The 23,471-nt window shown below is 67.4% G+C and carries 20 protein-coding genes; 16 read left to right on the plus strand and 4 right to left on the minus strand.

Going from position 1 to position 23,471, the window contains the following annotated elements:
- Position 1: 1 nt before the first annotated feature.
- The 7 genes from AE618_RS12660 to AE618_RS12690 all read left to right on the plus strand — a co-directional run bounded on the left by AE618_RS12660 (position 2) and on the right by AE618_RS12690 (position 9,722).
- Complete coding sequence (locus tag AE618_RS12660; protein ID WP_054209421.1) at positions 2 to 2,707, plus strand: nitrate reductase; 2,706 nt, start codon at positions 2 to 4, stop codon at positions 2,705 to 2,707.
- A 41-nt stretch (positions 2,708 to 2,748) separates the two neighbouring features.
- Complete coding sequence (gene ntrB, locus AE618_RS12665; protein WP_054209559.1) at positions 2,749 to 3,657, plus strand: nitrate ABC transporter permease; 909 nt, start codon at positions 2,749 to 2,751, stop codon at positions 3,655 to 3,657.
- Positions 3,658 to 3,667: 10 nt separating this feature from the next.
- Positions 3,668 to 4,459 carry an ABC transporter ATP-binding protein gene (locus AE618_RS12670; RefSeq protein WP_054209422.1) on the plus strand — a complete coding sequence of 264 codons (792 nt, stop codon included), beginning with the start codon at positions 3,668 to 3,670 and terminating at the stop codon, positions 4,457 to 4,459.
- A gap of 10 nt (positions 4,460 to 4,469) precedes the next feature.
- A complete protein-coding gene (locus AE618_RS12675) occupies positions 4,470 to 4,889 on the plus strand; it encodes a globin family protein (protein ID WP_054209423.1) in 420 nt (139 codons plus the stop codon).
- A 21-nt stretch (positions 4,890 to 4,910) separates the two neighbouring features.
- Entirely contained in the window at positions 4,911 to 6,710 is a 1,800-nt protein-coding gene (locus tag AE618_RS12680; protein WP_054209424.1) for a NirA family protein, read from the plus strand.
- Between the two features lie 214 nt (positions 6,711 to 6,924).
- The gene (locus tag AE618_RS12685; RefSeq protein WP_054209425.1) at positions 6,925 to 8,505 is read left to right on the plus strand and encodes a sulfite reductase subunit alpha; all 1,581 of its coding nucleotides are present in this window, start codon (positions 6,925 to 6,927) and stop codon (positions 8,503 to 8,505) included.
- A 74-nt stretch (positions 8,506 to 8,579) separates the two neighbouring features.
- Positions 8,580 to 9,722, plus strand: coding sequence for an alpha-D-ribose 1-methylphosphonate 5-triphosphate diphosphatase (locus tag AE618_RS12690; RefSeq protein WP_054209426.1), 1,143 nt, complete (start codon positions 8,580 to 8,582; stop codon positions 9,720 to 9,722).
- Here the strand turns inward: AE618_RS12690 and uxuA are convergent, their stop codons facing one another.
- Both uxuA and AE618_RS12700 read right to left on the minus strand, forming a co-directional pair.
- Positions 9,723 to 10,919 carry a mannonate dehydratase gene (gene uxuA, locus AE618_RS12695; RefSeq protein WP_054209427.1) on the minus strand — a complete coding sequence of 399 codons (1,197 nt, stop codon included), beginning with the start codon at positions 10,917 to 10,919 and terminating at the stop codon, positions 9,723 to 9,725.
- Positions 10,920 to 11,036: 117 nt separating this feature from the next.
- Complete coding sequence (locus tag AE618_RS12700; protein ID WP_054209428.1) at positions 11,037 to 11,732, minus strand: GntR family transcriptional regulator; 696 nt, start codon at positions 11,730 to 11,732, stop codon at positions 11,037 to 11,039.
- A gap of 158 nt (positions 11,733 to 11,890) precedes the next feature.
- On the opposite strand from AE618_RS12700, the gene AE618_RS12705 reads away from it, so the two are divergent.
- The 5 genes from AE618_RS12705 (at position 11,891) to AE618_RS12725 (ending at position 17,104) form a co-directional block, all read left to right on the plus strand.
- Positions 11,891 to 13,081, plus strand: a complete 1,191-nt coding sequence (locus AE618_RS12705; RefSeq protein ID WP_054209429.1) for an ABC transporter substrate-binding protein — start codon at positions 11,891 to 11,893, stop codon at positions 13,079 to 13,081.
- Positions 13,082 to 13,166: 85 nt separating this feature from the next.
- The gene (locus tag AE618_RS12710; RefSeq protein WP_054209560.1) at positions 13,167 to 14,234 is read left to right on the plus strand and encodes an ABC transporter ATP-binding protein; all 1,068 of its coding nucleotides are present in this window, start codon (positions 13,167 to 13,169) and stop codon (positions 14,232 to 14,234) included.
- A complete protein-coding gene (locus AE618_RS12715) occupies positions 14,231 to 15,121 on the plus strand; it encodes an ABC transporter permease (protein WP_054209430.1) in 891 nt (296 codons plus the stop codon). Before AE618_RS12710 ends, AE618_RS12715 begins: the two co-directional genes overlap by 4 nt.
- Positions 15,122 to 15,125: 4 nt before the next feature.
- Positions 15,126 to 15,956: an ABC transporter permease gene (locus tag AE618_RS12720; protein WP_054209431.1), complete on the plus strand. Its 831-nt coding sequence runs from the start codon at positions 15,126 to 15,128 to the stop codon at positions 15,954 to 15,956.
- A 116-nt stretch (positions 15,957 to 16,072) separates the two neighbouring features.
- On the plus strand, positions 16,073 to 17,104 hold the full coding sequence (locus tag AE618_RS12725) for a DNA topoisomerase IB (RefSeq protein WP_054209432.1): 1,032 nt from the start codon (positions 16,073 to 16,075) through the stop codon (positions 17,102 to 17,104).
- Between the two features lie 136 nt (positions 17,105 to 17,240).
- Here AE618_RS12725 and AE618_RS12730 read toward each other — a convergent pair whose 3' ends face one another.
- On the minus strand, positions 17,241 to 18,521 hold the full coding sequence (locus AE618_RS12730; protein WP_054209561.1) for an NAD(P)/FAD-dependent oxidoreductase: 1,281 nt from the start codon (positions 18,519 to 18,521) through the stop codon (positions 17,241 to 17,243).
- 259 nt (positions 18,522 to 18,780) lie between these two features.
- Here AE618_RS12730 and AE618_RS12735 point away from each other — a divergent pair, with 259 nt between their 5' ends.
- The 4 genes from AE618_RS12735 to AE618_RS12750 all read left to right on the plus strand — a co-directional run bounded on the left by AE618_RS12735 (position 18,781) and on the right by AE618_RS12750 (position 21,826).
- Positions 18,781 to 19,812, plus strand: a complete 1,032-nt coding sequence (locus tag AE618_RS12735) for a GSU2403 family nucleotidyltransferase fold protein (protein WP_054209433.1) — start codon at positions 18,781 to 18,783, stop codon at positions 19,810 to 19,812.
- A gap of 91 nt (positions 19,813 to 19,903) precedes the next feature.
- A complete protein-coding gene (gene dusA, locus AE618_RS12740; RefSeq protein ID WP_082365225.1) occupies positions 19,904 to 20,908 on the plus strand; it encodes a tRNA dihydrouridine(20/20a) synthase DusA in 1,005 nt (334 codons plus the stop codon).
- An 80-nt stretch (positions 20,909 to 20,988) separates the two neighbouring features.
- Positions 20,989 to 21,357, plus strand: coding sequence for an ArsR/SmtB family transcription factor (locus AE618_RS12745; RefSeq protein WP_054209434.1), 369 nt, complete (start codon positions 20,989 to 20,991; stop codon positions 21,355 to 21,357).
- 64 nt (positions 21,358 to 21,421) lie between these two features.
- Positions 21,422 to 21,826 carry an SRPBCC family protein gene (locus tag AE618_RS12750; protein WP_248310848.1) on the plus strand — a complete coding sequence of 135 codons (405 nt, stop codon included), beginning with the start codon at positions 21,422 to 21,424 and terminating at the stop codon, positions 21,824 to 21,826.
- A 133-nt stretch (positions 21,827 to 21,959) separates the two neighbouring features.
- On the opposite strand, the gene AE618_RS12755 is transcribed toward AE618_RS12750, so the two are convergent.
- Positions 21,960 to 23,201, minus strand: coding sequence for an SMP-30/gluconolactonase/LRE family protein (locus AE618_RS12755; RefSeq protein ID WP_054209435.1), 1,242 nt, complete (start codon positions 23,199 to 23,201; stop codon positions 21,960 to 21,962).
- Between the last annotated feature and the right edge of the window lie 270 nt (positions 23,202 to 23,471).

The raw sequence follows: 23,471 nt of genomic DNA on the forward strand, positions 1-23,471 counted from the left end.
GATGCGCAGCGATGCAAACCTTCCCGGTCCCGGCGTTCCCGATGGCTCGATCCGCACGACCTGCCCCTATTGCGGGGTCGGCTGCGGCGTGCTCGCCACGCCCGACGGCCGGGGCGGGGCTGCGATCGCTGGCGATCCCGCCCACCCGGCCAATCTCGGCCGGCTCTGCTCCAAGGGCTCGGCGCTGGCCGAGACCCTGGGGCTGGGCTCGCGCGTGCTGCACCCGCTGCGGCGCAACGATGCCGGTGGTTATGACCGCGTGAGCTGGGACGTCGCGCTCGACGAGGTGACTGATGGCCTGAAGACGATCATCGAACGCGACGGGCCCGACGCGGTCGCGTTCTATCTCTCGGGCCAGCTTCTCACCGAGGACTACTACGTCGCCAACAAGCTGATGAAGGGCTTCATCGGTTCAGCCCATGTCGACACCAATTCGCGGCTCTGCATGTCCTCGACGGTCGCCGGCCACAAGCGCGTGCTCGGCTCCGACACGGTTCCCGGCAATTACGAGGATCTCGACTCCGCCGATTTGATCGTGCTCGTCGGCTCCAACACGGCCTGGTGCCATCCGGTCCTGTTCCGGCGCATGCAGCAGAACCGGGCGCAGCGCGGCGCCCGCATCGTCGTCATCGACCCGCGCGTCACCGCGACGGCGGAGGACGCCGATATGATGCTGGCCATCAAGCCCGGCTCGGATTCGGTGCTGTTTGCCGGCCTGCTCGTGCATCTCGACGCCAATGGCCTGACCGATGCGACCTATCTCGCCCGCCATGTCTCGGGCTACGACGAGGCGCTTGCCAATGCCCGCGAACTCGCCCCGACGGTTGCCAGCGTGGCCGAGCGCACGGGCCTGACGCCCGTCGCGATCACCAGCTTCTACGAATTATGGGGCGCCACGCCCGCCGTCGTCACGGCCTGGAGCCAGGGCGTCAACCAGTCGGCGCAGGGCACCGACAAGGTCGCCGCGATCCTGCACTGCCATCTCGCCACCGGCCGCATCGGCCGTCCCGGCGGTGGGCCGTTCTCCCTGACCGGCCAGCCCAATGCCATGGGCGGGCGCGAGGTCGGCGGGCTCGCCAACATGCTGGCGGCCCATATGGGCTATTCGCCGGCCGAGATCGACCGCCTCAGTCGCTTCTGGCAGGCACCGAACATGGCCCGCCACGAAGGCCTGAAGGCCGTCGCCATGCTCGACGCGGTCGCGCAGCAGCGCATTAAGGCGCTTTGGGTGATGGCGACGAACCCGGCCGTCTCGCTGCCGCGCGCCGATCAGGTCAAGGCCGCGCTCGGCAGCCTCGATCTCTTCGTCGTCTCCGAGAACGTGCTGTCCAACGATACGCTTTCGGCGAAGCCGCATTTCATCCTCCCAGCCGCAGCCTGGGGCGAGAAGAACGGCACCGTCACCAATTCCGAGCGCCGCATCTCGCGCCAGCGCGCCTTCCTCGACCTGCCCGCCGAGGTGAAGCCGGATTGGTGGATCGTCTGCGAGGTCGCCAAACGCCTCGGCTTCGTCGAGGCCTTCACCTATGGCGGCCCCGACGAGATCTATGCGGAGCACGCCGCGCTCTCGGCCTTCGAGAACGCCGGCACCCGCGATTTCGACATCGGCGCCCATGCCGGGTTGCCGAAGCGGGCCTATGACGCGCTGAAGCCGGTGCAGTGGCCTGCGCCGGCCGGCCAGCCGCTCGGCACGCCGCGCCTGTTCGCGCAAGGCGGTTTCTTCACCGGCGATGGCCGCGCCAGGATGGTGCCGCTCGCGGTGCCTGCGCTGGCGTCGGCGACGAGCGAGGCCCTGCCGCTGCTGCTCAACACCGGGCGCGTTCGCGACCACTGGCACACAATGACGCGCACAGGGCTCAGCCCGCGCCTCAGCGCCCATGCGTCCGAGCCCTGCGTCCACGTCCATCCAACGGATGCGGCCCGCTTCGGCCTGATCGAAGGCGGCTTCGCCCGCATCGCCAATGCCTTTGGTGCGGTCGTGCTCAAGGTCGGGTTCGACGCAGGCGTTCCGCCGGGCTCGCTCTTCGCGCCGATCCACTGGTCCGCCGAGACGGCGTCGCATGCCCGCATTGGCGCCGCGGTCCAGCCGGCTTGCGACCCCTTCTCCGGCCAGCCCGAGATGAAGGCGACGCCGTCCTCGATCGCGCCCGTGGCCTATGCCTCGCAGGGCTTCGTGCTCTCGCGCGACGGCTTTGCCCTGCCCGAGGGAAGCTGGTGGTCGAAGCTTGCGGTCGAGGGCAGCGAGGGCCGCCTCTTCGCCACCGACGCGACCTCGGCCGAACTGATGGAAAGCATCCGCGCCGCCTTCGGCGAGGACGGCCTGACCGAGATGATCGACAGCGAAGGCGGCGTCTATCGCTGCGCCGTGATCAGGGACGGCGCGCTGATCGCCGCGCTTTTCATAGCTCCGGCCGGGCGCGCGCCGCTCTGGGACACGGTCAAGCTCGCCTTCGCCGATGCCGGCGCCATGCCGGAGAACCGCCTCGCCTTGCTGGCCGGCCGCAGCCTCGACGGCGCGGCCGATCCCGGTCCGACCGTCTGCGCCTGCTTCGGCGTCGGGCTGAACGCGATCCGCGCTGCTTTCGCCGGCGGCGCGGCGACGCCCGAGGACATCGGCCGCCAGCTCAGGGCCGGAACCAATTGCGGCTCATGCCTGCCTGAAATCCGCCGGATCGGCGCGCAGTCACGCAGCCCGGTGGCGGCATGACCATCAACGCATTCGAACGCATCAACCAGAGGAGAACCGGCATGGGTCGGGCTGTCTTGAAGGAAGTGCCGGCGGGAGCGAAAGTCGTCGCGCTGCCGGGAGCCAATCCGGGCGTCGTGTCGCTTCCGGCCGCGGCAAGCAAGCCGCTATCGGCGCGCCTTGCGCCCTGGCTGACCTCGCTTCTCGTCAACATCGTGCCGCCGTTGATCACGGTCGCGCTCATCCTGCTGTTCTGGCAGCTCGCCGCGCATGGCCCGCAATCCTCGCTGCCGACGCCGACCAAGATCTGGGCCGAGGCGAAAGACCTCATCGTCGAACCGTTCTTCTGGAACGGCTCGCAGGATATCGGGCTCGGCTGGCGCATCCTGGTCTCGCTCCAGCGCGTCGCCATCGGCTTCAGCCTGGCGGCGATCGTCGGCGTGCTGCTCGGCGCGCTCGTCGGCCAGTCGGTCTGGGCGATGCGGGGCCTCGATCCGGTGTTCCAGGTGCTGCGCACCGTGCCGCCGCTGGCCTGGCTGCCGCTCTCGCTCGCGGCCTTCCGCGACAGCCAGCCCTCGGCGATTTTCGTGATCTTCATCACCGCGATCTGGCCGGTGATCATCAACACGGCGGTCGGCATCCGCAACATCCCGCAGGACTACCGCAACGTCGCGCGGGTGCTGCGGCTGAACCAGGTCGAGTTCTTCTTCAAGATCATGGTGCCCTCGGCGGCGCCCTACATCTTCACCGGCCTGCGGATCGGCGTCGGCCTGTCCTGGCTCGCCATCGTCGCGGCTGAGATGCTGACCGGCGGCGTCGGCATCGGCTTCTTCATCTGGGACGCGTGGAACTCCTCGCGCCTGTCCGACATCATCGTGGCGCTGATCTATATCGGCGTCGTCGGCTTCTTTCTCGACCGTCTCGTCGCCTTCGTCGGCACCATCGTCACCCGCGGCACCTTGACCAACTGAGGAGGATGCGATGAGCTATCTCAAGATCGATCATGTCGACAAAACCTTCCAGCGCGGCGCGGCCTCGACCAACGTCCTCAAGGACATCAGCCTCGAGATCGAGAAGGGCGAATACGTCTCGGTGATCGGCCATTCCGGCTGCGGCAAGTCGACCCTGCTCAACATCATCGCGGGGCTGACGCCGATCAGCGCCGGGGCCGTCCTGCTCGAGGGCCGCGAGGTCAAGGACCCTGGCCCGGAGCGCGCCGTGGTCTTCCAGAACCACTCGCTGCTGCCCTGGCTCACCGTCTACGACAATGTCGCGCTGGCCGTGAACAAGGTCTTCGGCGGCCGCAAGTCGAAGGCCGAGCGGCATGACTGGATCATGCACAATCTCGACCTCGTCCAGATGGCTCACGCCAGGGACAAGCGCCCGGCCGAGATCTCCGGCGGCATGAAGCAGCGCGTCGGCATCGCGCGCGGCCTGGCGATGGAGCCCAAGATCCTGCTGCTCGACGAGCCGTTCGGCGCGCTCGACGCCCTGACCCGCGCGCATCTGCAGGATTCGATCATGCAGATCCACGCGACGCTGGGGAACACCATGATCATGATCACCCATGATGTCGACGAGGCCGTGCTGCTCTCGGACCGCATCGTCATGATGACCAACGGTCCCTCCGCCCGCATCGGCGACGTGCTCGACGTCAGGCTCGACCGCCCGCGCAAGCGGCTCGATCTGGTCTCCGACCGGACCTACATCGCCGCCCGCGAGGCGGTGCTGAAGTTCCTCTACGAACGCCATCGCTTCGTCGAAGCGGCGTGAGGAGCAGCCCATGACCCCCAATCAGGTTTCCGAGATCAAGGCGAGCTTCTCCAAGGTCGCCCCCATAGCCGAGCAGGCCGCCGCCTTGTTCTACGGCCGCCTGTTCGAGATCGCCCCCGAAGTGCGCCCATTGTTCAAGTCGACCGATATGAAGGAACAGGGGCGCAAGCTGATGGGCACGCTCGCCGTCGTGGTGAAGGGGCTGGAGGATCTACCGGCCCTGATGCCGGCGGTGAATGCGCTCGCCATCAAGCACAACGGCTATGGCGTGACCGCGGCTCATTACGCGCCAGTCGGCGCGGCACTGCTCTGGACGCTGGAGCAGGGGCTGGGCGAGGGCTTCACGCCCGCCGTCAAGGATGCCTGGACGACCGCCTATGGCACGCTGTCCGGCGCGATGATCGCCGCAGCCGGCCAAAGCACGGCCTGAGCCGTCAGCCAGAGCAAGATCATGAGCGACGATTTCACCCCCGACCAGAAGCGCTATCTTGAGGGCTTCATGTCCGGCATGCAGTCCGCCCGCACGGCGCGTGGGCTCGGGCCGCTCGGCGGTACGCCCGGCACGAGCGGCTCGGGCAAGCCGAGTGGCCCGGACAAGGAGCATCTGGAAGCGCAGGCGACAACCGTCGCGGCCGGCGGCAAGCTCGCCGAACAGGAAAAGTGGAAGGCCGCCGAACATCCCTTCGACGCTTATGCCCGCTTCAAGGACCAGGCCAATGCCGGCCTCTACCCCAAGCCCGAAGACAATTTCCGCTGGCGCTATCACGGGCTGTTCTATGTGGCGCCTGCCCAAAACAGCTATATGTGCCGCCTGCGCATCCCCAACGGCATCCTGAAGGCTTGGCAGTTCGCCGGCGTCGCCGACCTCGCGGACACGCTCTGCGGCCCCTACGCCCACGTCACCACCCGCGCCAATCTGCAGGTGCGCGAGATCCCGGCGCAAAACGCCCCGCTGCTGCTGGAGGGCCTCGCCGATCTCGGCCTGACCGCCAAGGGTTCCGGCGCCGACAACATCCGCAACGTCACCGGCTCGGCCACCGCCGGCATCGACCCCCATGAACTGCTCGACACCCGCCCCCATGCCCGCGCCTGGCACCACCACATCCTCAACGATCGCTCGCTGTACGGCCTGCCGCGCAAGTTCAACGTCGCCTTCGACGGCGCCGGCTCGATCGCCACGCTGGAGGACACCAACGACATCGGCTTCCAGGCGATCGAGGTCATGGAAGGCGGGAGCTTCGAGGGCGCTGCCGTAGAGCCCGGCATCTGGTATCGGCTCACGCTGGGCGGCATCACCGGCCACAAGGATCTCGCCCGCGACACCGGCGTCATCGTCGCGCCATCCGATGCCGTGGCCGTCGCGGACGCGATCGTGCGCGTCTTCACGGCCAGCGGAAACCGCACCGACCGGGCGAAGTCGCGCCTGAAATACGTGCTCGACAGCTGGGGTTTCGAGACATTCCTGAGTGCCGTCGAGGAGAAGCTCGGCCGCAGGCTGGTCCGGCTCGATACGGCTTTCGTGCAGCCGCGTCCTGTCTACGACCGGCTCGCCCATATCGGCGTGCATCCGCAAGCCCAGCCGGGCCTCAACTGGGTCGGCGTGGCGCTGCCGGTCGGCAAGCTGACCGTCCAGCAGATGCGCGCCATCGCCGCGATCGCAAACAGCTGCGGCGACGGCGACATCCGCCTGACCGTCTGGCAGAACCTGCTGATCTCCGGCGTGCCGGACGACAAGGTCGAGGATGTCGTCGCGAATCTACAGGCGATAGGCCTGTCAGCCGAAACCTCGATCCTGCGCGCCGGGCTGATCGCCTGCACCGGCGCGACTGGGTGCAAATTCGCCGCCGCCCACACCAAGGAGGATGCGCTGGCGATCGCCGCCCATTGCGAGCCGCGCATCACGCTGGATACGCCCGTCAACATCCACCTGACCGGCTGCCACAACTCCTGCGCCCAGCACTATATCGGCGATCTCGGCCTGATCGGCGCCAAGGTGCCGGTGAGCGACGAGGGCGACACGGTGCCGGGCTATCATATCTTCGTCGGCGGCGGCTTCGGCGTCGAGGGCGGCATCGGCCGCGAATTCCGCACCGACGTGAAGGCGGAGGATGCGCCGGCGCTGGTCGAGGCGATCCTGCGAACCTGGCAGGAGCATCGCGCCGCGCCCGACGAGAGCTTCGTCGCCTTCGCCCGCCGCCACGAGATCGCGGCGCTGCAGGCGCTGGTCGCACAGACGGGAGAGGCGGCGTGACGCTCCATGTCTCGATGACCCACTTCGGTGCAAGCAGGGCGTGTTCCCTCCCCCCGCTTGCGGTGGGGAGGGCTAGGGAGGGGGGCCGTAAAGCCAGAGCTTTGTCCTGCATCATCCCGCCGAGCGACACTGCCCCCCACCCCAACCCTCCCCACCGCAAGCGGGGGGAGGGGGCGCGTTGCGGCTCCTCTGTCTCAGTCGGAAAGGTCGCCCCGTGACCGTTCAGACCGCAAATCCGATCGTCCAGGTCCTACCCGAGACCGCGCCCTTCAGCGAGGAGCAGCGCTCCTGGCTGAACGGCTTCTTCGCCGGGCTGCTCTCGCTCGACAATGCCGGGGTCACCGCCCTGTCGCCGGCGGAGAACGCCGCCGTGATGGGGCCGGCCGATGACGGCGCGCCCTGGCACGATCCGTCGCTGGAGTTGCCGCAGCGCATGCAGTTGGCGGAGGGCAAGCCGCTGCCGCGCAAGCTCTTCGCCGCGATGGCCCAGCAGGATTGCGGCCAGTGCGGCTATGTCTGCGAGACCTATTCCGCCGCCATCGCCGAGGGCAAGGAGCCACGCCTGAACCTCTGCGCGCCCGGCGGCAAGGACACGCTGCGCATGCTCAAGACGCTGGTGGAGGAGGGCGGCTCGACGCCTGCCGCCGCCACCGAAGCAGCGCCCGCTGCCGCGCTCGGTCCGCTCGGCCGCTGCCGCGAGAACCCGGCGCTGGCGACCTTCCTGTCGCGCCGCAAGCTCAATGGCGAGGGCTCGCAGAAGGAGACCTGGCATGTCGAGTTCGACCTGTCGGAATGCGGGCTCGACTATATCGTCGGCGACGCCTTCGGCATCGTCGCGCAGAACGATCCGCGCCTGGCCGATGCCGTCATCGCGCTTCTCGGCGCGCGTCCCGACGCAGATGTCGGCGGTAAGCCCCTGCGCGAGGCGCTGATCTCCGACCTCGCGCTCGGCCCCGCGCCGGACGCGCTGTTCCAGCTCATCTCCTATGTCACCGGCGGCGAGACCCGCGCCAAGGCCAAGCGTCTGGCGGCGGGTGAGGACCCCGACGGCGATCTCGACCGGCTCGACGTGCTTGGCACGCTGCACAAGTTCGGGCAGGCGCGGCTCTCGGCGGAAGCCTTCGTCGAGGCGCTCGAACCGCTCCAACCGCGGCTCTATTCGATATCGTCCTCCTGCATCGCGACGCCCGGCCGCATCTCGCTGACGGTCGACACGGTTCGCTACAAGATTGGCACCCGCCCGCGCTGGGGCGTCGCCTCGACCTTTCTCGCCGAGCGCGTCCAGCCCGGCGACAAGGTGCCGGTCTATGTCCAGCGCGCCCATGGCTTCGGCCTGCCGCAGAACCCTGAGACCCCGGTGATCATGTGCGGCCCGGGCACCGGCGTCGCGCCGTTCCGAGCCTTCCTGCATGATCGCAGGGCGACGAAGGCGCCGGGCCGGAACTGGCTCTTCTTCGGCCATCAGCGCCGCGCCGCCGATTTCTTCTACGAGGACGAATTGTCCGCTATGAAGGAGGAGGGCGTGCTGACGAACCTCACGCTCGCCTGGTCGCGCGATGCCGGCGAGAAGATCTATGTCCAGGATCGGATGCGCGAGCGCGGCGCCGAACTCTTCGCCTGGCTGGAGCAGGGCGCGCATTTCTACGTCTGCGGCGATGCCAAGCGCATGGCCAGGGATGTCGAACGGGCGATGGTCGATGTCGTCGCGCAGCACGGCAATCGTTCGCCCGACGAGGCGGTCGCCTATGTTGCCGGGCTGAAGAAGGCCGGGCGCTATCAGGCGGATGTCTACTGAGACACCCGCTTCCGTCATCGCGCCGTCATGATACCACGCCAACCGCCAGGGCTTGAACGGCGACGGAGACGGGCGTGAGACTGCATATCACCGGCGGCAAGGTGCTCGCCGAAGATTTCCTCGAAGCCGGCCTGAGCACTGACGGTTCCTCCATTCTGGCCCTCGACGCGCCGGCTCCGGCCAACGCGCTGCATCTCGACGCCACCGGCATGCTCGTCCTGCCCGGCATCGTCGATATCCATGGCGACGCCTTCGAGCGCCACATCATGCCGCGCCCCGGCGTCTCCTTCGACATCGAGATCGCGCTGCGCGACGCCGACAGGGCGATGCTCGCCTGCGGCATCACCACCGCCTGCCATGGCGTGACTTGGTCCTGGGAGCCCGGCCTGCGCGGTGCCGGCAATGCCCGCGCGCTCGTCGCCACGCTGGAACGGCTGAAGCCCGTGCTCGGCGCCGATACGCGCTTCCACCTGCGCCACGAGATCTTCAACCTCGACGCAGAAGCCGAGGTGATCGACTGGCTCGCGACCGGGCGCATCGGCGTGCTCGCCTTCAACGACCACACGCCCGGCATCTTCAAGGCGGCCGTCCGCCCCGGCAAGATCGCCAAGATGGTCGAGCGCACCGGCCTGTCCGAGGCCGCCTTCATCGCGCTGGCAGGAGAGGTCTTCGGCCGCGAAGGCGAGGTGCCCGCCTCGGTCGTGCGGATCGCGGCGGCCGCGCGTGCTGCCGGCGTGCCGATGCTCTCGCATGACGACATGTCGCCACAGATGCGCCGCGACTACCGCGCGCTCGGTGTCGGCGTGGCGGAGTTCCCGCTCGATGTCGAGACGGCGCGCGAGGCTTCGGGAGCGGGCGAGGCCATCGTCTTCGGCGCGCCCAATGTCGTGCGCGGCGGCTCGCATCTCGGCTGCCCCGGCGCGGAGGAGATGGTCCAGGCCGGCCTCTGCACCATCCTCGCCTCTGACTACTATTATCCGGCGCTGACGCTGGCGCCGTTCATCCTGGCCCGCAACGGCTCGGCCGCCTTTGCCGATGCCTGGCGTCTGGTCTCGCGGGCGCCGGCCGCTGCGCTCGGCCTCGACGATCGCGGCGAGATCGCGCCGGGCCGCCGCGCCGATCTCGTCCTCGTCGAGGAGGGGGCGCAGCCGCGCGTCGTCGCGACGATCGTCGGTGGGAACCTGGTCCATCTCGCGGACCAGCGCATTCTCGGCTGATCAGGCGTCGAAGCCGCGCAGCGAGCTCACGGCCGTCATCACGCCGCGCAACTCCGCAAGGCCGCGCAGGCGCCCGACCGCCGGATAGCCGGGGAACGAGCCCTTGCCGATATCGTCGAGCAGGGCATGGCCGTGGTCGGGTCGCATCGGGATCTGCCAGTGCGCCAGGCCTTGAGCCTTGCGGCGCTGCTCCTCGGCCAGCAGGACATCGACCAGCGCGACCATGTCGGTGTCGCCGCCGAGATGCTCGGCCTCCATGAAGGAACCGTCCGCGTCCTTGGCGACGTTGCGCAGATGCGCAAACCAGATCCGGTCCGCGAAGCGCCGGGCGATCGTCGGCACGTCGTTCTTCGGGTTCGCGCCGAGCGAGCCCGAGCACAGGGTCAGCCCGTTCGACGGCGAATCGACGGCGCCGAGGATGAAAGCGATGTCGTCCTCGTCCGAGCAGATGCGCGGCAGGCCGAAGAGCGGGCGTGGCGGGTCGTCGGGATGGATGCACATCCGGATGCCGACCTCTTCGGCCGTCGGGATGATCGCCTCGAGGAAACGCTTGAGATTGGCCCGCAGCGCCGCATGGCTCATGCCGCGATAGCGCTCCAGCATGCGCTTCAGGCCCGGCACGTCGTAGCGGTCATAGGCGCCCGGCAGGCCCGCCATGATGTTGGCGAGCAGCCGGTCGCGATCGGCTTCCGAGGACCGATCGAACCAGGCCTTGGCCCGGTCCATCACATCGGCCGAATGCCCGTCCGCCGCGCCAGGACGCTTCAGCATGAAATGGTCGAAGGCGACATATTCGTGGATGTTGAAGCGCAGCGCCGTGCCGCCGCCCGGCAGGCGGTAGGCCAGCTCGGTGCGCGTCCAGTCCAGCACGGGCATGAAGTTGTAGCAGATCACCTCGAGCCCGCAGGCCGCAAGGTTGCGCAGCGACTGGCGGTAGTTCTCGAACACCGGCTCGAGGTCGCCTTCGCCGATCTTGATGCTCTCATGCAGCGGCAGGCTCTCGACCACATTCCAGCGCAGGCCCAGGCTCGGATCGGCCGCGATGATCGCCTTGCGCGCCTCGATCTCGTCCACGCTCCAGACCACGCCATAGGGGATCTGATGGAGGGCGTTGACGATGCCGCGCGCGCCCGCCTGCCGCGCCTGCGCAAGCGTCACCACGTCGTCTGGTCCGAACCAGCGCCAGCTCTGTTCCATCAGAGCGCCCGTTCTGTCTGAGCATGGGTCATGGTCGGATATCCTCCAAAGTTTCTTGTTGTGGGCAGGGCTTGGTTTGTGGGCAGAGCCTGGTTTGTGGGGTAGGGGCTTTGGCCGTCAATCCAGGCGGGCGGGGGTAGCGCTGCCGGCGAAGGCGTCGACCTGGTCGCGCGCGATCGTCTCGATGGCGTCGAAAACGGTGCGCAGATGCGTGCGCATCGCCGCTTCTGCGCGGGCCTCATTGCCGGTGATGACGCAGTCCATGATCTCGCGGTGCTGGGTCAGGATCATGGTCGGCCAGGAGGCGCTTTCAAGCGACAGGCAGCGGACGCGGTCGAGCTGCGCTTTGACGCCCTCGATCAGGCTCCACACCGACGGGTGGCCGGCAAGCTTGGCGAGCTTGGCATGGAACGCCTCGTCATGACGAAAGAAGCTGGCCCTGTCGCCGCTCGCGAGGTCGCGTTCCTGCTGGCGCACATTCTGCTCAAGGGCTGCCTTGCCGGCATCATCGGCATGGCGCGCGGCGAGCGCGACCGTGCGGCATTCCAGCGTCTCGCGGACGAACTGGCTGTCATGTACGGCGGCGAGATCGATCGGCGCGACGAAGGTTCCGACCTGGGGCACGACCATCAGGAAGCCTTCCTCGACGAGGCGCTTGAAGGCCTCTCGGACCGGCGTCCGGCTCACTCCGAAGCGCACCGCCATGCGCGCCTCCGACATCGCCTCGCCCGGGCGCAGCACCGCCGCGAGGATGTCTCCTCGCAACAGGCGGTGGATCTGTTCGGTGCTCTGACGGACTGCGGGAAGGGCCATTGCCAAGCTCTGGTCGACTAGTATACTAGGATACCGACTAATCCGGGGCCGCGTCAATCGGCCTGCGTCCCGGACCTGTTGAGACGGCATCCTGAAACGGCGCCGGCGGCTCGATCAACAACAAAGCGGAAAATCCGCACAGCTTTGGAGGAGAGGTCATGGTCCACAACACAATCAATCGGCGTGTATTCATCGGCGGCGTCGCTGGCCTCGCGGGTGCCGCGTATGCGCCCTCGGCCTTCGCCCAGCAGCTCAAGCTGCCGACATCCCCCGTCGTCCTGTCGATCGTCGATGTCGCCGGCAATCTCGCTTTGACGCAGAAGGCGATCGAGAACTACCGCAAGGCCAAGCCCAATCTGGTCTCGCGCATCGTCTTCACCAAGGCGCCGTCGCCGGAACTGCCCGGCAAGATCAAGGCGCAGCAGGATGCCGGCCGCGTCGACATCGACATGGTGCTGACGGGCACGGATGCGCTGTCGGCCGGCGTCGACCAGAAGCTCTGGGTGCCGCTGCTGCCGCAACTCGCCGGCAGCCTGCCCAAGCTCGACGAGATCTATCTCGAAGGTGCCGCCAAGATGCAGGCGCTGGCCAGCGGCCAGGGCGTCGTCGTGACCTATTATCCGTCCGGCCCGCTGCTGGAATACATGCCGGCCAAGGTCAAGAACGTTCCGACCACCGCCCAGGAACTGCTCGACTGGACGCGCCAGAACAAGGACCGCTTCATCTATCCGCGTCCGGCCAATTCCGGCCCCGGCCGCACCTGGATGATGGGGCTGCCCTATCTGCTCGGCGACAGCGACCCCAAGGACCCGGTCAAGGGCTGGGACAAGACCTGGGCCTATCTCAAGGCCCTGGGCGAGAACATCGAATACTATCCCGGCGGCACCGGCGCGGTGATGAAGGAGCTCGGCGACGGCTCCCGCGACATGACCGTGACGACGACGGGCTGGGACATCAACCCGCGCGTGCTGGGCGTCGTGCCGAAGGAGGCCAAGATCGCCGCGCTGAAGGGCTTCCATTGGGTCACGGACGCGCATTACATGTGCATCCCCAAGGGCGTCTCGGACGAGAAGCTCGCGGTCCTGGTCGACCTGATGAACTTCCTCCTGACCAAGGAGCAGCAGGCCTACACCTATGACGAGGGCTATTTCTATCCGGGTCCGGCGGTGAAGGGCGTCACGCTCGACATGGCCCCGGCGGAAAGCCAGGCGGCGATCAAGGAGTTCGGCCGGCCCGAATACGAGAAGCTGATCGCCGACAACCCGCTTGAGACGCCGCTCGACCCCGACAAGATGGTCGTCGCGTTCCGTCTCTGGGACGAACAGGTCGGCGGCGCCAAGCGCAAGTAAACGCTCCATGCGACCCGACCGGCGGCCTCATGCAGGCCGCCGGTCGGATTTTTGATCGAGACTCCAGCACGCGGTCCCCATGACGATTCACGCAGCCTCCTTTCGCGAGCTTCGGCTCGACCGCCTGAGCCGGGATTTCGGCACGCACAACGCGCTGAAGGACGTCTCGCTGACGATCCAGCAAGGCGAGTTCATCGCGCTTCTGGGACCCTCCGGCTGCGGCAAGTCGACCACGCTGAACATCATCGCCGGGCTTCTGCCGGCGACGGGCGGCGGTATCTGGCTCGACGACAAGCGCATCGACCCACTGCGGCCCGAAGAGCGCGGCTTTGGCATGGTCTTCCAGAACTACGCCCTGTTCCCGCATATGAGCGTGAACAAGAACATCGGCTTCGGCCTCAAGATGCGCGGCACGCCCAAGGCCGAGATCGAGCGCCGCGTCGCCGAGGCCGTCGGGCTGGTCCGCCTCCAGGGTCAGACCGAGAAGCTGCCCGGCCAGCTCTCCGGCGGCCAGCAGCAGCGCGTCGCCATCGCGCGCGCCATCGTCGTCGAGCCGCCGCTGGTCCTGATGGACGAGCCGCTCTCCAACCTCGACGCCAAGCTGCGCCTCGAGATGCGTGCCGAAATCCGCCGCATCCACAACACGCTGGGCGCCACCACGATCTACGTCACTCACGATCAGGAAGAGGCGCTCTCGCTCGCCGACCGGATCGTTGTGATGCGCGATGGCCAGGTCCGCCAGGTCGGCATTCCCGAGGATCTGTTCTCGCGGCCCGACCATCTCGACGTCGCCGAGTTCATGGGCTTCCGCAACAAGATCGCCGGCAAGGCCGCCTCGGTTTCTGGCGAGCATGCCACGGTCGCGATCGACGGCGCAGCCATCCTCGGCCGCGCCCGTAACACCATCGCGCAGGGTGCAGCCGCCCATCTCGCGATCCGTCCCGAGGACCTGCACCCCGTCGCCGCCGGCAGCGTCGGCCTGAAGGCGCAGGTGATCTCGACGGAGTTCCGCGGCCGCGAATTCGTCGGCTTCGCCCGCATGGCCGATGGGACGGACCTGTCCTTCCTCGCCCATGACAAGCTGGCGCCGGGTTCGGAGGTCACGCTGGCTGCCGAGCCCGACCGCGTCCTCGTCTATGGGGCAGCGGCGTGAGCGACACAGCCTCTTCCATCCCGCTGAGCCAGCGGCTCGCTGCGCGCGGCCTCGACGGGCTGACGCTGCTCGTCGTCCCCGCGATCCTGTTCTCGCTGGCGCTGTTCATCTACCCGTTCTTCTACGGGCTGTTTTTGTCCTTCAACCCGAAGGCGGGCGGCGCCCTGGCCAATTACCAGCGCTTCTTCTCGGATTCCTTCCTCTATGGCACGATCGCGACGACGCTCTGGCTGGCCCTGCCGGTGACGGTCCTGACCCTGCTGATGGCGATCCCGATCGCCTTCCGCGTCCGCACGATGAAGCATCAGCGCCTGCTGACCACCATCCTGGTGATCCCGATCACGCTGGGCACCGTGCTGGTGGCGCAAGGGCTTTTGAACTATCTCGGGCCGCAGGGCTGGTTCAATCGCGCCCTGCTGACGATGGGCCTGATCTCGACACCGGTGAAGCTGCTGCACAATTACTGGGGCGTGATGATCTCGCTGGTGATCACCGGCTTCCCCTTCACCTTCCTGCTCACGTTGTCCTATCTCTCCGGCGTCGATCCCGCGCTCGAGCAGGCCGGCGCGACGCTCGGTGCGGGTCCCTGGCAGCGCTTCAAGCACATCCTGCTGCCGCTGCTGCTGCCGGGGCTGGCGATCACCTTCTGTCTCTCCTTCGTGCAGGCCTTCTCGGTCTTCCCCTCCGCCGTATTGCTCGGCGCGCCGGCGGGACCGACGCGCGTGATCTCGATCGCGGCCTATCAGGCGGCCTTCGAGGAGTACGATTATTCGATGGCCTCGGCGGTGGCGATGATCATGGGCGTGGTCCAGCTCTCGATCGTCGTCGCGGTTCTGGCGGCGCGTGGGCTGCTTTATCGCGGCCCTGCCGGCGGCGGAAAGGGTTGACGCCATGGTCAAGGACACCCGCCTCTCGGCCCGTCTCTGGGCCTTCGCCAACTGGGCCGTGATCGGCTTCTTCATCCTGAACCTGTTCGGGATGATCGCCACCGTCGTGACCAGTTCCTTCGCCACGCGCTGGCTCGGCACCTGGCTTCCTGCCGGCTGGACGACGCGCTGGTACTCCTCCGCCTGGGACGAGTTCCAGCTCTACGACGTGCTCTCCGTCACCTTCCAGATCGTCTTCCTGGTCGTCTTCCTCTCCGGCCTGATCGGTGTGCCCGCAGCCTATGCGCTGGCGCGCCGCGACTTCCCCGGCAAGAAGCTGGTGATGCTGCTCTTCCTGCTGCCGCTGCTGGTGCCGCCGATCACCTTCGGCATCCCGCTGGCGACGGTGCTCTATCGCGCGGGGCTGGCCGGCCAGATGTCGGGCGTCGTGCTCGCCAATCTCGTGCCGACAGTGCCCTTCGTCATCCTGGTGATGATCCCCTTCATCGAGCAGATCGACACCAAGATCGAGGCCGCGGCGCGCGTCTTCGGCGCGAACACCTTCAAGCTCTTCATCTACATCCTGCTGCCGCTGCTGGCGCCGGGCATCCTCGCGGCGCTGCTGCTGGTGCTGGTGCGCACCATCGCCATGTTCGAGCTGACCTTCCTCACGGCCGGCCCGACCAGCCAGACGCTGGTGGTGGCGCTCTATTACGCGGTCTTCGCCGCCGGTGTCCGCGCGGTGCAGTCGATCGACGCCATGGCGGTGATCTACATGGTGACGACGCTGCTCTGGCTCCTGATCGCCCTGCGCTTCGTCAACCCGACGCAGATCGTCGCCCGCGCCAAGCGGTAAGCGTCTCGCATTGCAGCGGAAAGAAACACGCCCCCGTCCGGAACCGGACGGGGGCGTTTGCGATTGAATCCGGGCAGCGCGGATGGCGTTCCATTCGCCGCCCGGAGTTATCAGTCATGGCGCGCGTGATCTTCGACGATGTCGTTTCGACCCCGCCCCCGCCGTCCCGGCTGAAGCGCAGCTCGGCAGCGACTCTGACGATCACCCGCCGCAAGTCGGGCAAGGGTTTCAGCTATCGGAATGCCGATGGCGAGCGCATCACCGATGTGGCGACGCTGGCCCGCATCCGCTCGCTGACGATCCCGCCGGCTTATTCAGATGTCCGCATCGCGGCCGATCCGCGCGCCCATCTCCAGGCGGTCGGACATGACGAGGCCGGCCGCATCCAGCATCGCTATCATCCCGATTGGGACAAGGTCCGCGAGCGCCGCAAGCTCAAGCGGCTTGGATGCCTGATCAACGCGTTGCCGAAGCTGCGGGCTGCCATCGCCCGCGATCTGAAAGACCGCAAACTCAGCCGCGACAAGGCACTGGCCTGTGCCGCCGCCATCATCGACCGCTGCCATATCCGCGTCGGCAATGAGAGCTATGCCAAGGCGAATGGCAGCCATGGCGCCTCGACGCTGCTGAAGCGCCACGTCACCATCACCGGCAGCCGCGTCGAACTCGCCTTCAAGGGCAAGAGCGGCAAGCAGATCGCCTGCGCGCATGAAGACCCGGCACTGGCCCGCGCCCTGACCCGCGTCATGACGTTGAAGGGCAGGCGCGCATTCCAGTACCAGCGCGAGGACGGCACTGTCGGCGAGCTCAGGGCCTCCGACATCAACGCCTATCTCAAGCGCGTCTCCGGGCTGCCCGTCAGCAGCAAGGATCTGCGCATGCTGGCCGCCAATGCCGCGGCCGCCGAGCTGCTGCTGGCGGGCGAGATCGTCGCGACCGAGACCGGCCGGAAGCGCCAGCTCGCCGACATCATGCGCGCCATCTCGGAGCGGCTGGTCAACACGCCCGCCGTCGTGCGCAAGAGCTATGTCCACGAGATCGTGCTGCGCGCCTACGCCACCGGCCGCCTCAAACGCTGTTACGACAAGTCCAAGGCACGCGGCGCCTGCTCGCGCATCGAGCGGGCGCTGGGTCTGCTGGCGGCTTGAGTCGCTATTGAGCCGTCCCGACGGCCGGTGCCGTCATTGCGAGCGAAGCGAAGCAATCCAGAGGGACCGGGTGAGGCCCTGGATTGCTTCGCTCTGCTCGCAATGACGGTGAAGGGCTTGCCTCACGAACTGCGCATCACGGCTTTCGCTCCGGCGCCTTGCGGCCCTGCGTGATCAGCCTGGCGCTGTGCTGGCCGGAGATGAAGGTCCAGAACCAACTCCAGGCGACGGCGACGCGGCTGCGGGCACCGATCAGGAAGAAGATGTGGGCGATGCCCCAGATCCACCAGGCGATCCAGCCGCGCAGTTGCAGCCAGCCGAGATCCACCACTGCCGCGCTCTTGCCGATGGTGGCGAGATTGCCCTGGTGGCGGTAGCGGAACGGGCCAGGGGCGGTCTTGCCCGCAAGCCGCGCGCGGATGACCTTGGCGACATGGGCGCCCTGCTGCTTTGCCGCCGGCGCGATTCCGGGCACAGGCTTGCCGTCGGCGGTCATCAGTGCGGCAGTGTCGCCGATGACGAAGATATCCGGCCGGCCCGGCGCGTTCAGGTTGGCATCGACGCTGGCCCGTCCGGCCCGGTCGGCGGCGATGCCGAGCCAGGCAGCGGCCGGCGAAGCCGCGACGCCAGCCGCCCAGACCACGGTGCGGCAGCCGACCGACTCCGTCCCGATCGTCACCCCATCCGCGCGGATATCCGACACCGGCCGGCCGAGCAGCACCTCGACGCCGAGCTTTTCGAGCGCGGCCTGCGCATAATCCGACAGCGAAACCGGAAAAGCCGGCAGAACCCGCGCGCCAGCCTCGATCAGCAGCACGCGCGCCTCGCGGGTGTCGATGTTGCGGAATTCGCGCCAGAGGATTTGCTTGGCGAGTTCGGCGATGATCCCGGCGAGTTCGACGCCGGTCGGCCCGGCGCCGATCACGGCGAAGGTCAGCAGCGCCTGGCGTGTTGCGGGGTCGGTCTCGCGCTCGGCCTGCTCGAAGGCGAGCAACAGGCGTCGTCGGATCGTCGTCGCATCCTCGAGCGTCTTGAGCCCCGGCGCGAAGGTCTCCCACTCGTCGCGGCCGAAATAGGAGTGTCGCGCGCCGGTGGCCAGAACCAGCGTGTCATAGGGCTGGGCGCCGCCGTCAGCGAGCAGCACGCGCTTGCCGTCCGCATCGACGCCCGAGACCTCGGCCAGCAGCGTGGTGACATCGGCCCGCTCGCGAAACAGCCGCCGGATCGGCCAGGCGATCTCGGAGGTGGCAAGGATCGTGGTCGCGACCTGGTAGAGCAGCGGCTGGAACAGATGGTGGTTGCGCTGGTCGATCAGCGTGATCCGAAGGCCAGCGCCAGCGAGATCGCGCACGAGTTGCAAACCGCCAAAGCCCGCGCCGACGACGACGAGATGGTGGGTGTCTGGAGAAGCTTGCATCGTGGTCATGGAGGGGACCTTCGCAAGCTTTTTGGCTGTCGGAGCGGCTTCGGCGATCATCTTGCCCAGACCACAGACGCACGCAAGGCGGTACAAGACATGGGGGCTTGGCTGGCCCGTGCTGGCTGTTGCGTGCCAGCATAGCGACGATCTTTGCGCGCCTGCAGAGGGCCGGTATGGACCGGCGCATCGCAGGATGACATCGGATCCGATTTCGACGTATACACAGTTTCTGGAAACTGTGTATACGGATGCGCCGATGCGTCGCTTGTCTCTCTCCGTACAGACGATCTATGCCGACCTTGTGCAGAAACTCTCGCCGAATGCGCCTCTGCCAGGGTCGATTTCGGTCAAGATCGTCCGGGGTGTTGAACGGCTGTATGCAAGCGAGCGCCACGGCGCAACGCGCATCCAACGCTATCTCGGGCCGGCACATGACCCTGCCATAGTGGCCATCGCAGACACGATCCGCCGCGAAGAGGACATTGCCAAGCAGCGTCGCAAGAACATCACCATGCTGAAGTCGGCGGGCGTGCAGGGGCCTTCCCAGGATGTGGGCCGTGTCCTGGAGGTGATGTCCCGTGCCGGCCTGTTCAGGACGGGGATGGTGCTCGTCGGCACGATCGCCTTCCAGACCTATCCCATATTGCTCGGCTATGACCTCAGCGGCTCCGGCATGATGACGCAGGATGTCGATGTCGTCGCTGCAAGCGTCAAGGCTTCGATCGGCGCGTCGGTCATTGGTAGCGACGATGATGACGGAATTGCTCAACCTCCGGCAACTCTCGACATGCTGGGCCTGTTGAAACGCGCCGACCCCTCCTTCGTCGGCGTGCCCAATCTCGACCGTAAGACCTACCCGAACAAGTTCACCGCCGCGAATGGTCTCGATGTCGAGCTTCTGACTCCTGTCCGGAAACGGGATGAGGACAATCCCGTTGCGCTGGCAGGACTGGGCGCCTCGGCCCTGCCCCTGCAGTATCTGGAGTATCTCGTGCAGGATGCCGTTCCCGCCGTCGTCCTGCATGGCGCGGGCGTGCCGGTCCTCGTTCCGCAGCCTGCTCGCTACGCGGTCCACAAGCTCATCGTGGCCCAATTGCGAGAGGCCCACTCCAGCAAGGCAGGCAAGGACCGTGTGCAGGCCAAGGTGTTGATGGACGCACTGGATGATGGCGACCCGGACGCGCTGGAAGATGCTCTCGATGATGCGCTGTCGCGCGGGCTTTCATGGCGCAAACACATCGAGGCCGGGCTGGGGCAGATCGGGCGTGCGGCGCGGCTTGCGGACTGAGCGACCGCATGGACGCGTGGACCGTTCGCAGCCTGTCGACGCCCGCGTCCATGGGGATGCGCGCCGCCGCGTTTTCCGCTAATCAGCCGCGATGACTGCCCTTTCACCCGAACGCCTGCGCTTCTCCGTCGCGCCCATGATGGATTGGACCGACCGGCACTGCCGCGTCATCCATCGCCTGATGTCGCGCCGCGCCCGGCTCTACACCGAGATGGTGACGGCGCAGGCCGTGATCCGCGGCGACCGGCAGCGGCTGATCGGTTTCGACGCGCTCGAGCATCCCGTCGCGCTCCAGCTCGGCGGCAATGATCCGGCGCTTCTGGCTCAGGCAGCGCGGATCGGTGCCGATTTCGGCTATGACGAGATCAACCTGAACTGCGGCTGCCCCTCCGACCGTGTCCAGGGCGGGGCCTTCGGCGCCTGCCTGATGCGCGAGCCGGCGCTGGTCGGCGATTGCGTCGCGGCGATGAAGGCGGCCGTCTCGATCCCGGTCACGGTGAAATGCCGCATCGGCGTCGATGACCAGGACCCGGAAGCGGCACTCGATGCGCTGACGGCGTCGGTGGCGGCTGCCGGCGTCGATGCGCTGGTCGTCCATGCACGCAAGGCCTGGCTCCAGGGCCTCTCGCCCAAGGAGAACCGCGAGGTTCCGCCGCTGGATTACGAGCGCGCATACCGGCTCAAGAGCGCCCATCCCGATCTGCCCGTCGCGATCAATGGCGGCATCCGCGCGCCCGAGGAATGGGCCGGCCACCTCGCCCATCTCGACGGTGTCATGGTCGGCCGCGAGGCCTATCAAAACCCCGAGACCCTGCTGCAGGTCGATCCGCTGCTGTTCGGCGAGGCGGCGCCGGTCGCCGACGCCTTTGCCATGCTGGAGGCGCTCGAACCGCATCTCGCCGTCTGGCTGGAGTCGGGCGGACGGCTGCATGCCTTTACCCGTCACCTCGTCGGGCTGTTTCCGGGTCGGCCCGGCGCGCGTCAGTTCCGCCGGCACCTGGCCGAGCATTGCGTCGCGGTCGGCGCCGGCATTGCCGATCTGCGCGCCGCCGTCGACCATGTCGCGCGCCACGATCGCGAGAGCGTCGCAGCCTGACGGCCGGCCGCGACGACGCCTCCGAGTGACCCCCCATTTTCGCGATTGACGGGATGACGCTCGCGCCTTAACTCAACTATATGGTTAGGTTTCAAGAAGCGCAGCTCGATCGCACTTTCTCTGCCTTGTCTGATCCGACGCGTCGGGCGTTGCTCGCGCGCCTCGAGGAGCAGGATGCCGTATCCGTCAGCGAACTCGCGCAACCTTTCGCGATGTCGCTGCCGGCGGTGATGAAGCATCTCGACGTTTTGTCGGATGCCGGGCTGATCACGCGGACGAAGACGGGCCGCACCGTCTCCTGCCGCCTCAATGCCGATCCGATGGAGGAGGCGATGGGCTGGCTCGCACGCTACCAGCGGTTCTGGACGCAGCGCCTCGACGCATTGGAGGGGATGCTGGAGGAGCGGCGCCGCAGCCGCGAGCCCGATGGTGGCGCCGGCAATGTCTGACGGGCACACCACGGACCCCGCCCGCGCCTTGGACGGGAAGGCCGAAACGGCACCAAGTCTGACGATGAAACGGCGGCTGAACGCCTCGGCGGCCGAAGTGTTTCAAGCCTGGACCGATCCGGCATTGCTGATGCGCTGGTTCGGGCCGGAGAATGTCAGGACGACAGAGGTCGCCGTCGATCCTCGCATCGGCGGCGCATACCGCGTCGTGATGCTGGAGAACACCGGCGAGCGCCACGAGATCTCAGGCAGCTACTACGAAGTCGTCGAAAACGAGCGACTGGCCTTCAGTTGGTCATGGGTCACGACGCCTGAGCGCGTCTCGCGCGTCACAGTCACCTTCAAGCCCGATGGCGACGGCACCATCCTGACGCTGCTTCACGAGAAGCTTTTCGACGAGCAGGCCGTCAAGGGCCACACCCATGGCTGGACCGGCTCGCTCGGCAAGCTGGAGGCCTTGTTCAGCTAGAGAGGATCGCCCCCGTCATCCCGGGCGGAGCGGAGCGGAGACCCGGGATCCATTCCGGAAGGGTTCAGGAATGGATCCCGGATCGGCGCCGCTGCGCGGCTTGTCCGGGAGGACAGCGTGAGTTTGCGAAACCTCAGCCCGGCCCGGCGCCCTGCGTGCCCAGATAGAGCGCGTAGATCGACTGGCTCGCGGCCATGAACAGCCGGTTCCGCTTGGGTCCGCCGAAGGTGATGTTGCCGCAGACCTCGGGCAGGCGGATGCGGCCGATCAGCTTGCCGGCGGGGTTGAAGACGTTGACCCCGCTATAGCCGACATTGCGCCCGGCATTGGACGAGGCCCAGAGATTGCCCTCGACATCGCAGCGCAAGCCATCGGGTCCGCAATTGATGCCGTCGATCATGCAATCGGAAAAGCGCTTGCCGTTGCTGAGCTTGTTGTCGGCGCCGACGTCGAAGACATGGATGTCGCCCTTGCCGCCCGGCCCGGTATCGCCGGGTCCCTTGCCGGTCGAGGCGATGTAGAGCTTCTTGAAATCGGGCGAGAAGCACAGCCCGTTGGGGTCGGGCACCTGCGATTCCGGCACGACGAGATCGAGCCGCCCGCTCGGGTCGAGCCGATAGGTGTTGGTCGGCAATTCGCGTTTGGCGAAGCCGATGCCCGGCAACTGGCCGAGCCTGGGATTGATCTTGCCATTGGCGTTGCTGGGGCCGCCGGGCGCATCGGGGGCGCCCTCGTAGAGCTGTCCGCCATAGGGCGGATCGGTGAACCAGTAGCTGCCGTCGGGGTGCGCTGCGATGTCGTTGGGCGAGTTCAGCTTCTTGCCCTCGAACGAGTCGGCCAGCACCGTCGCCGAGCCGTCGAGTTCGTAGCGCACGACCCGCCGGTTCAGATGCTCGCAGGAGAGCTGCCGTCCCTGGAAGTCGAAGCTGTTGCCGTTGCTGTTGCCCGATGGCGAGCGGAAGACGCTGACATGTCCGTCATCCTCGATCCAGCGCATCTGCCGGTTGCGCGGGATGTCGCTCCAGACGAGGTATTGCCCCTGAGCGTTCCAGGCCGGCCCCTCGACCCATAACCCCCCGGTCCAGATGCGTTGGATCGCCGCATTGGGCTGGGCCAGGCCGTTGAAGGAGGGGTCCACGGCAATCACGTCTGGATCCCAGAAATACGTCGTCGGTGCGCCGCGCCGGCTGAAGTCGCGTGGAGGAGTGGTGATCGTGGTCGGTGGCGCGACGGGGCTTGCCGCCGTTTGGGCGAGGGCGGCGTTGGCCGTGGCGGCCACGGCTCCAAGGCCGGCCGCGCGGATCAGCATGCGTCGGGACAGCGCCGCGGATGGCGCCTGGTCGGGATTTCGGTCGTGAGCAGATGGGTCTGTCATCGTATTCCTCCCTGATGTGTTGTTGTTTGCGCCGGTGTGTCCCGGTCGTTGGCCTCGGCTGGCTGTCTTGGCTCTCCTCGTCCTGCGCCGTACGCGGCGCGTAGCGGATGCTAGCGGACAGATCAGGAGCGGGACAGGCCTGGGCGCGACGCGATGGCACAGGGTCGGTCGTGCGGCCGGAGCATGCGGCCACTTCGGCCACGGCACCGGTCTTGCAGTCCCGGCAGCGGTCATCGTCGTCGTGCGGGCATGGGAAGAACGCGCTGCTGC

Source organism: Allobosea vaviloviae (genome assembly GCF_001298265.1).
Lineage (GTDB): Bacteria > Pseudomonadota > Alphaproteobacteria > Rhizobiales > Beijerinckiaceae > Allobosea > Allobosea vaviloviae_B.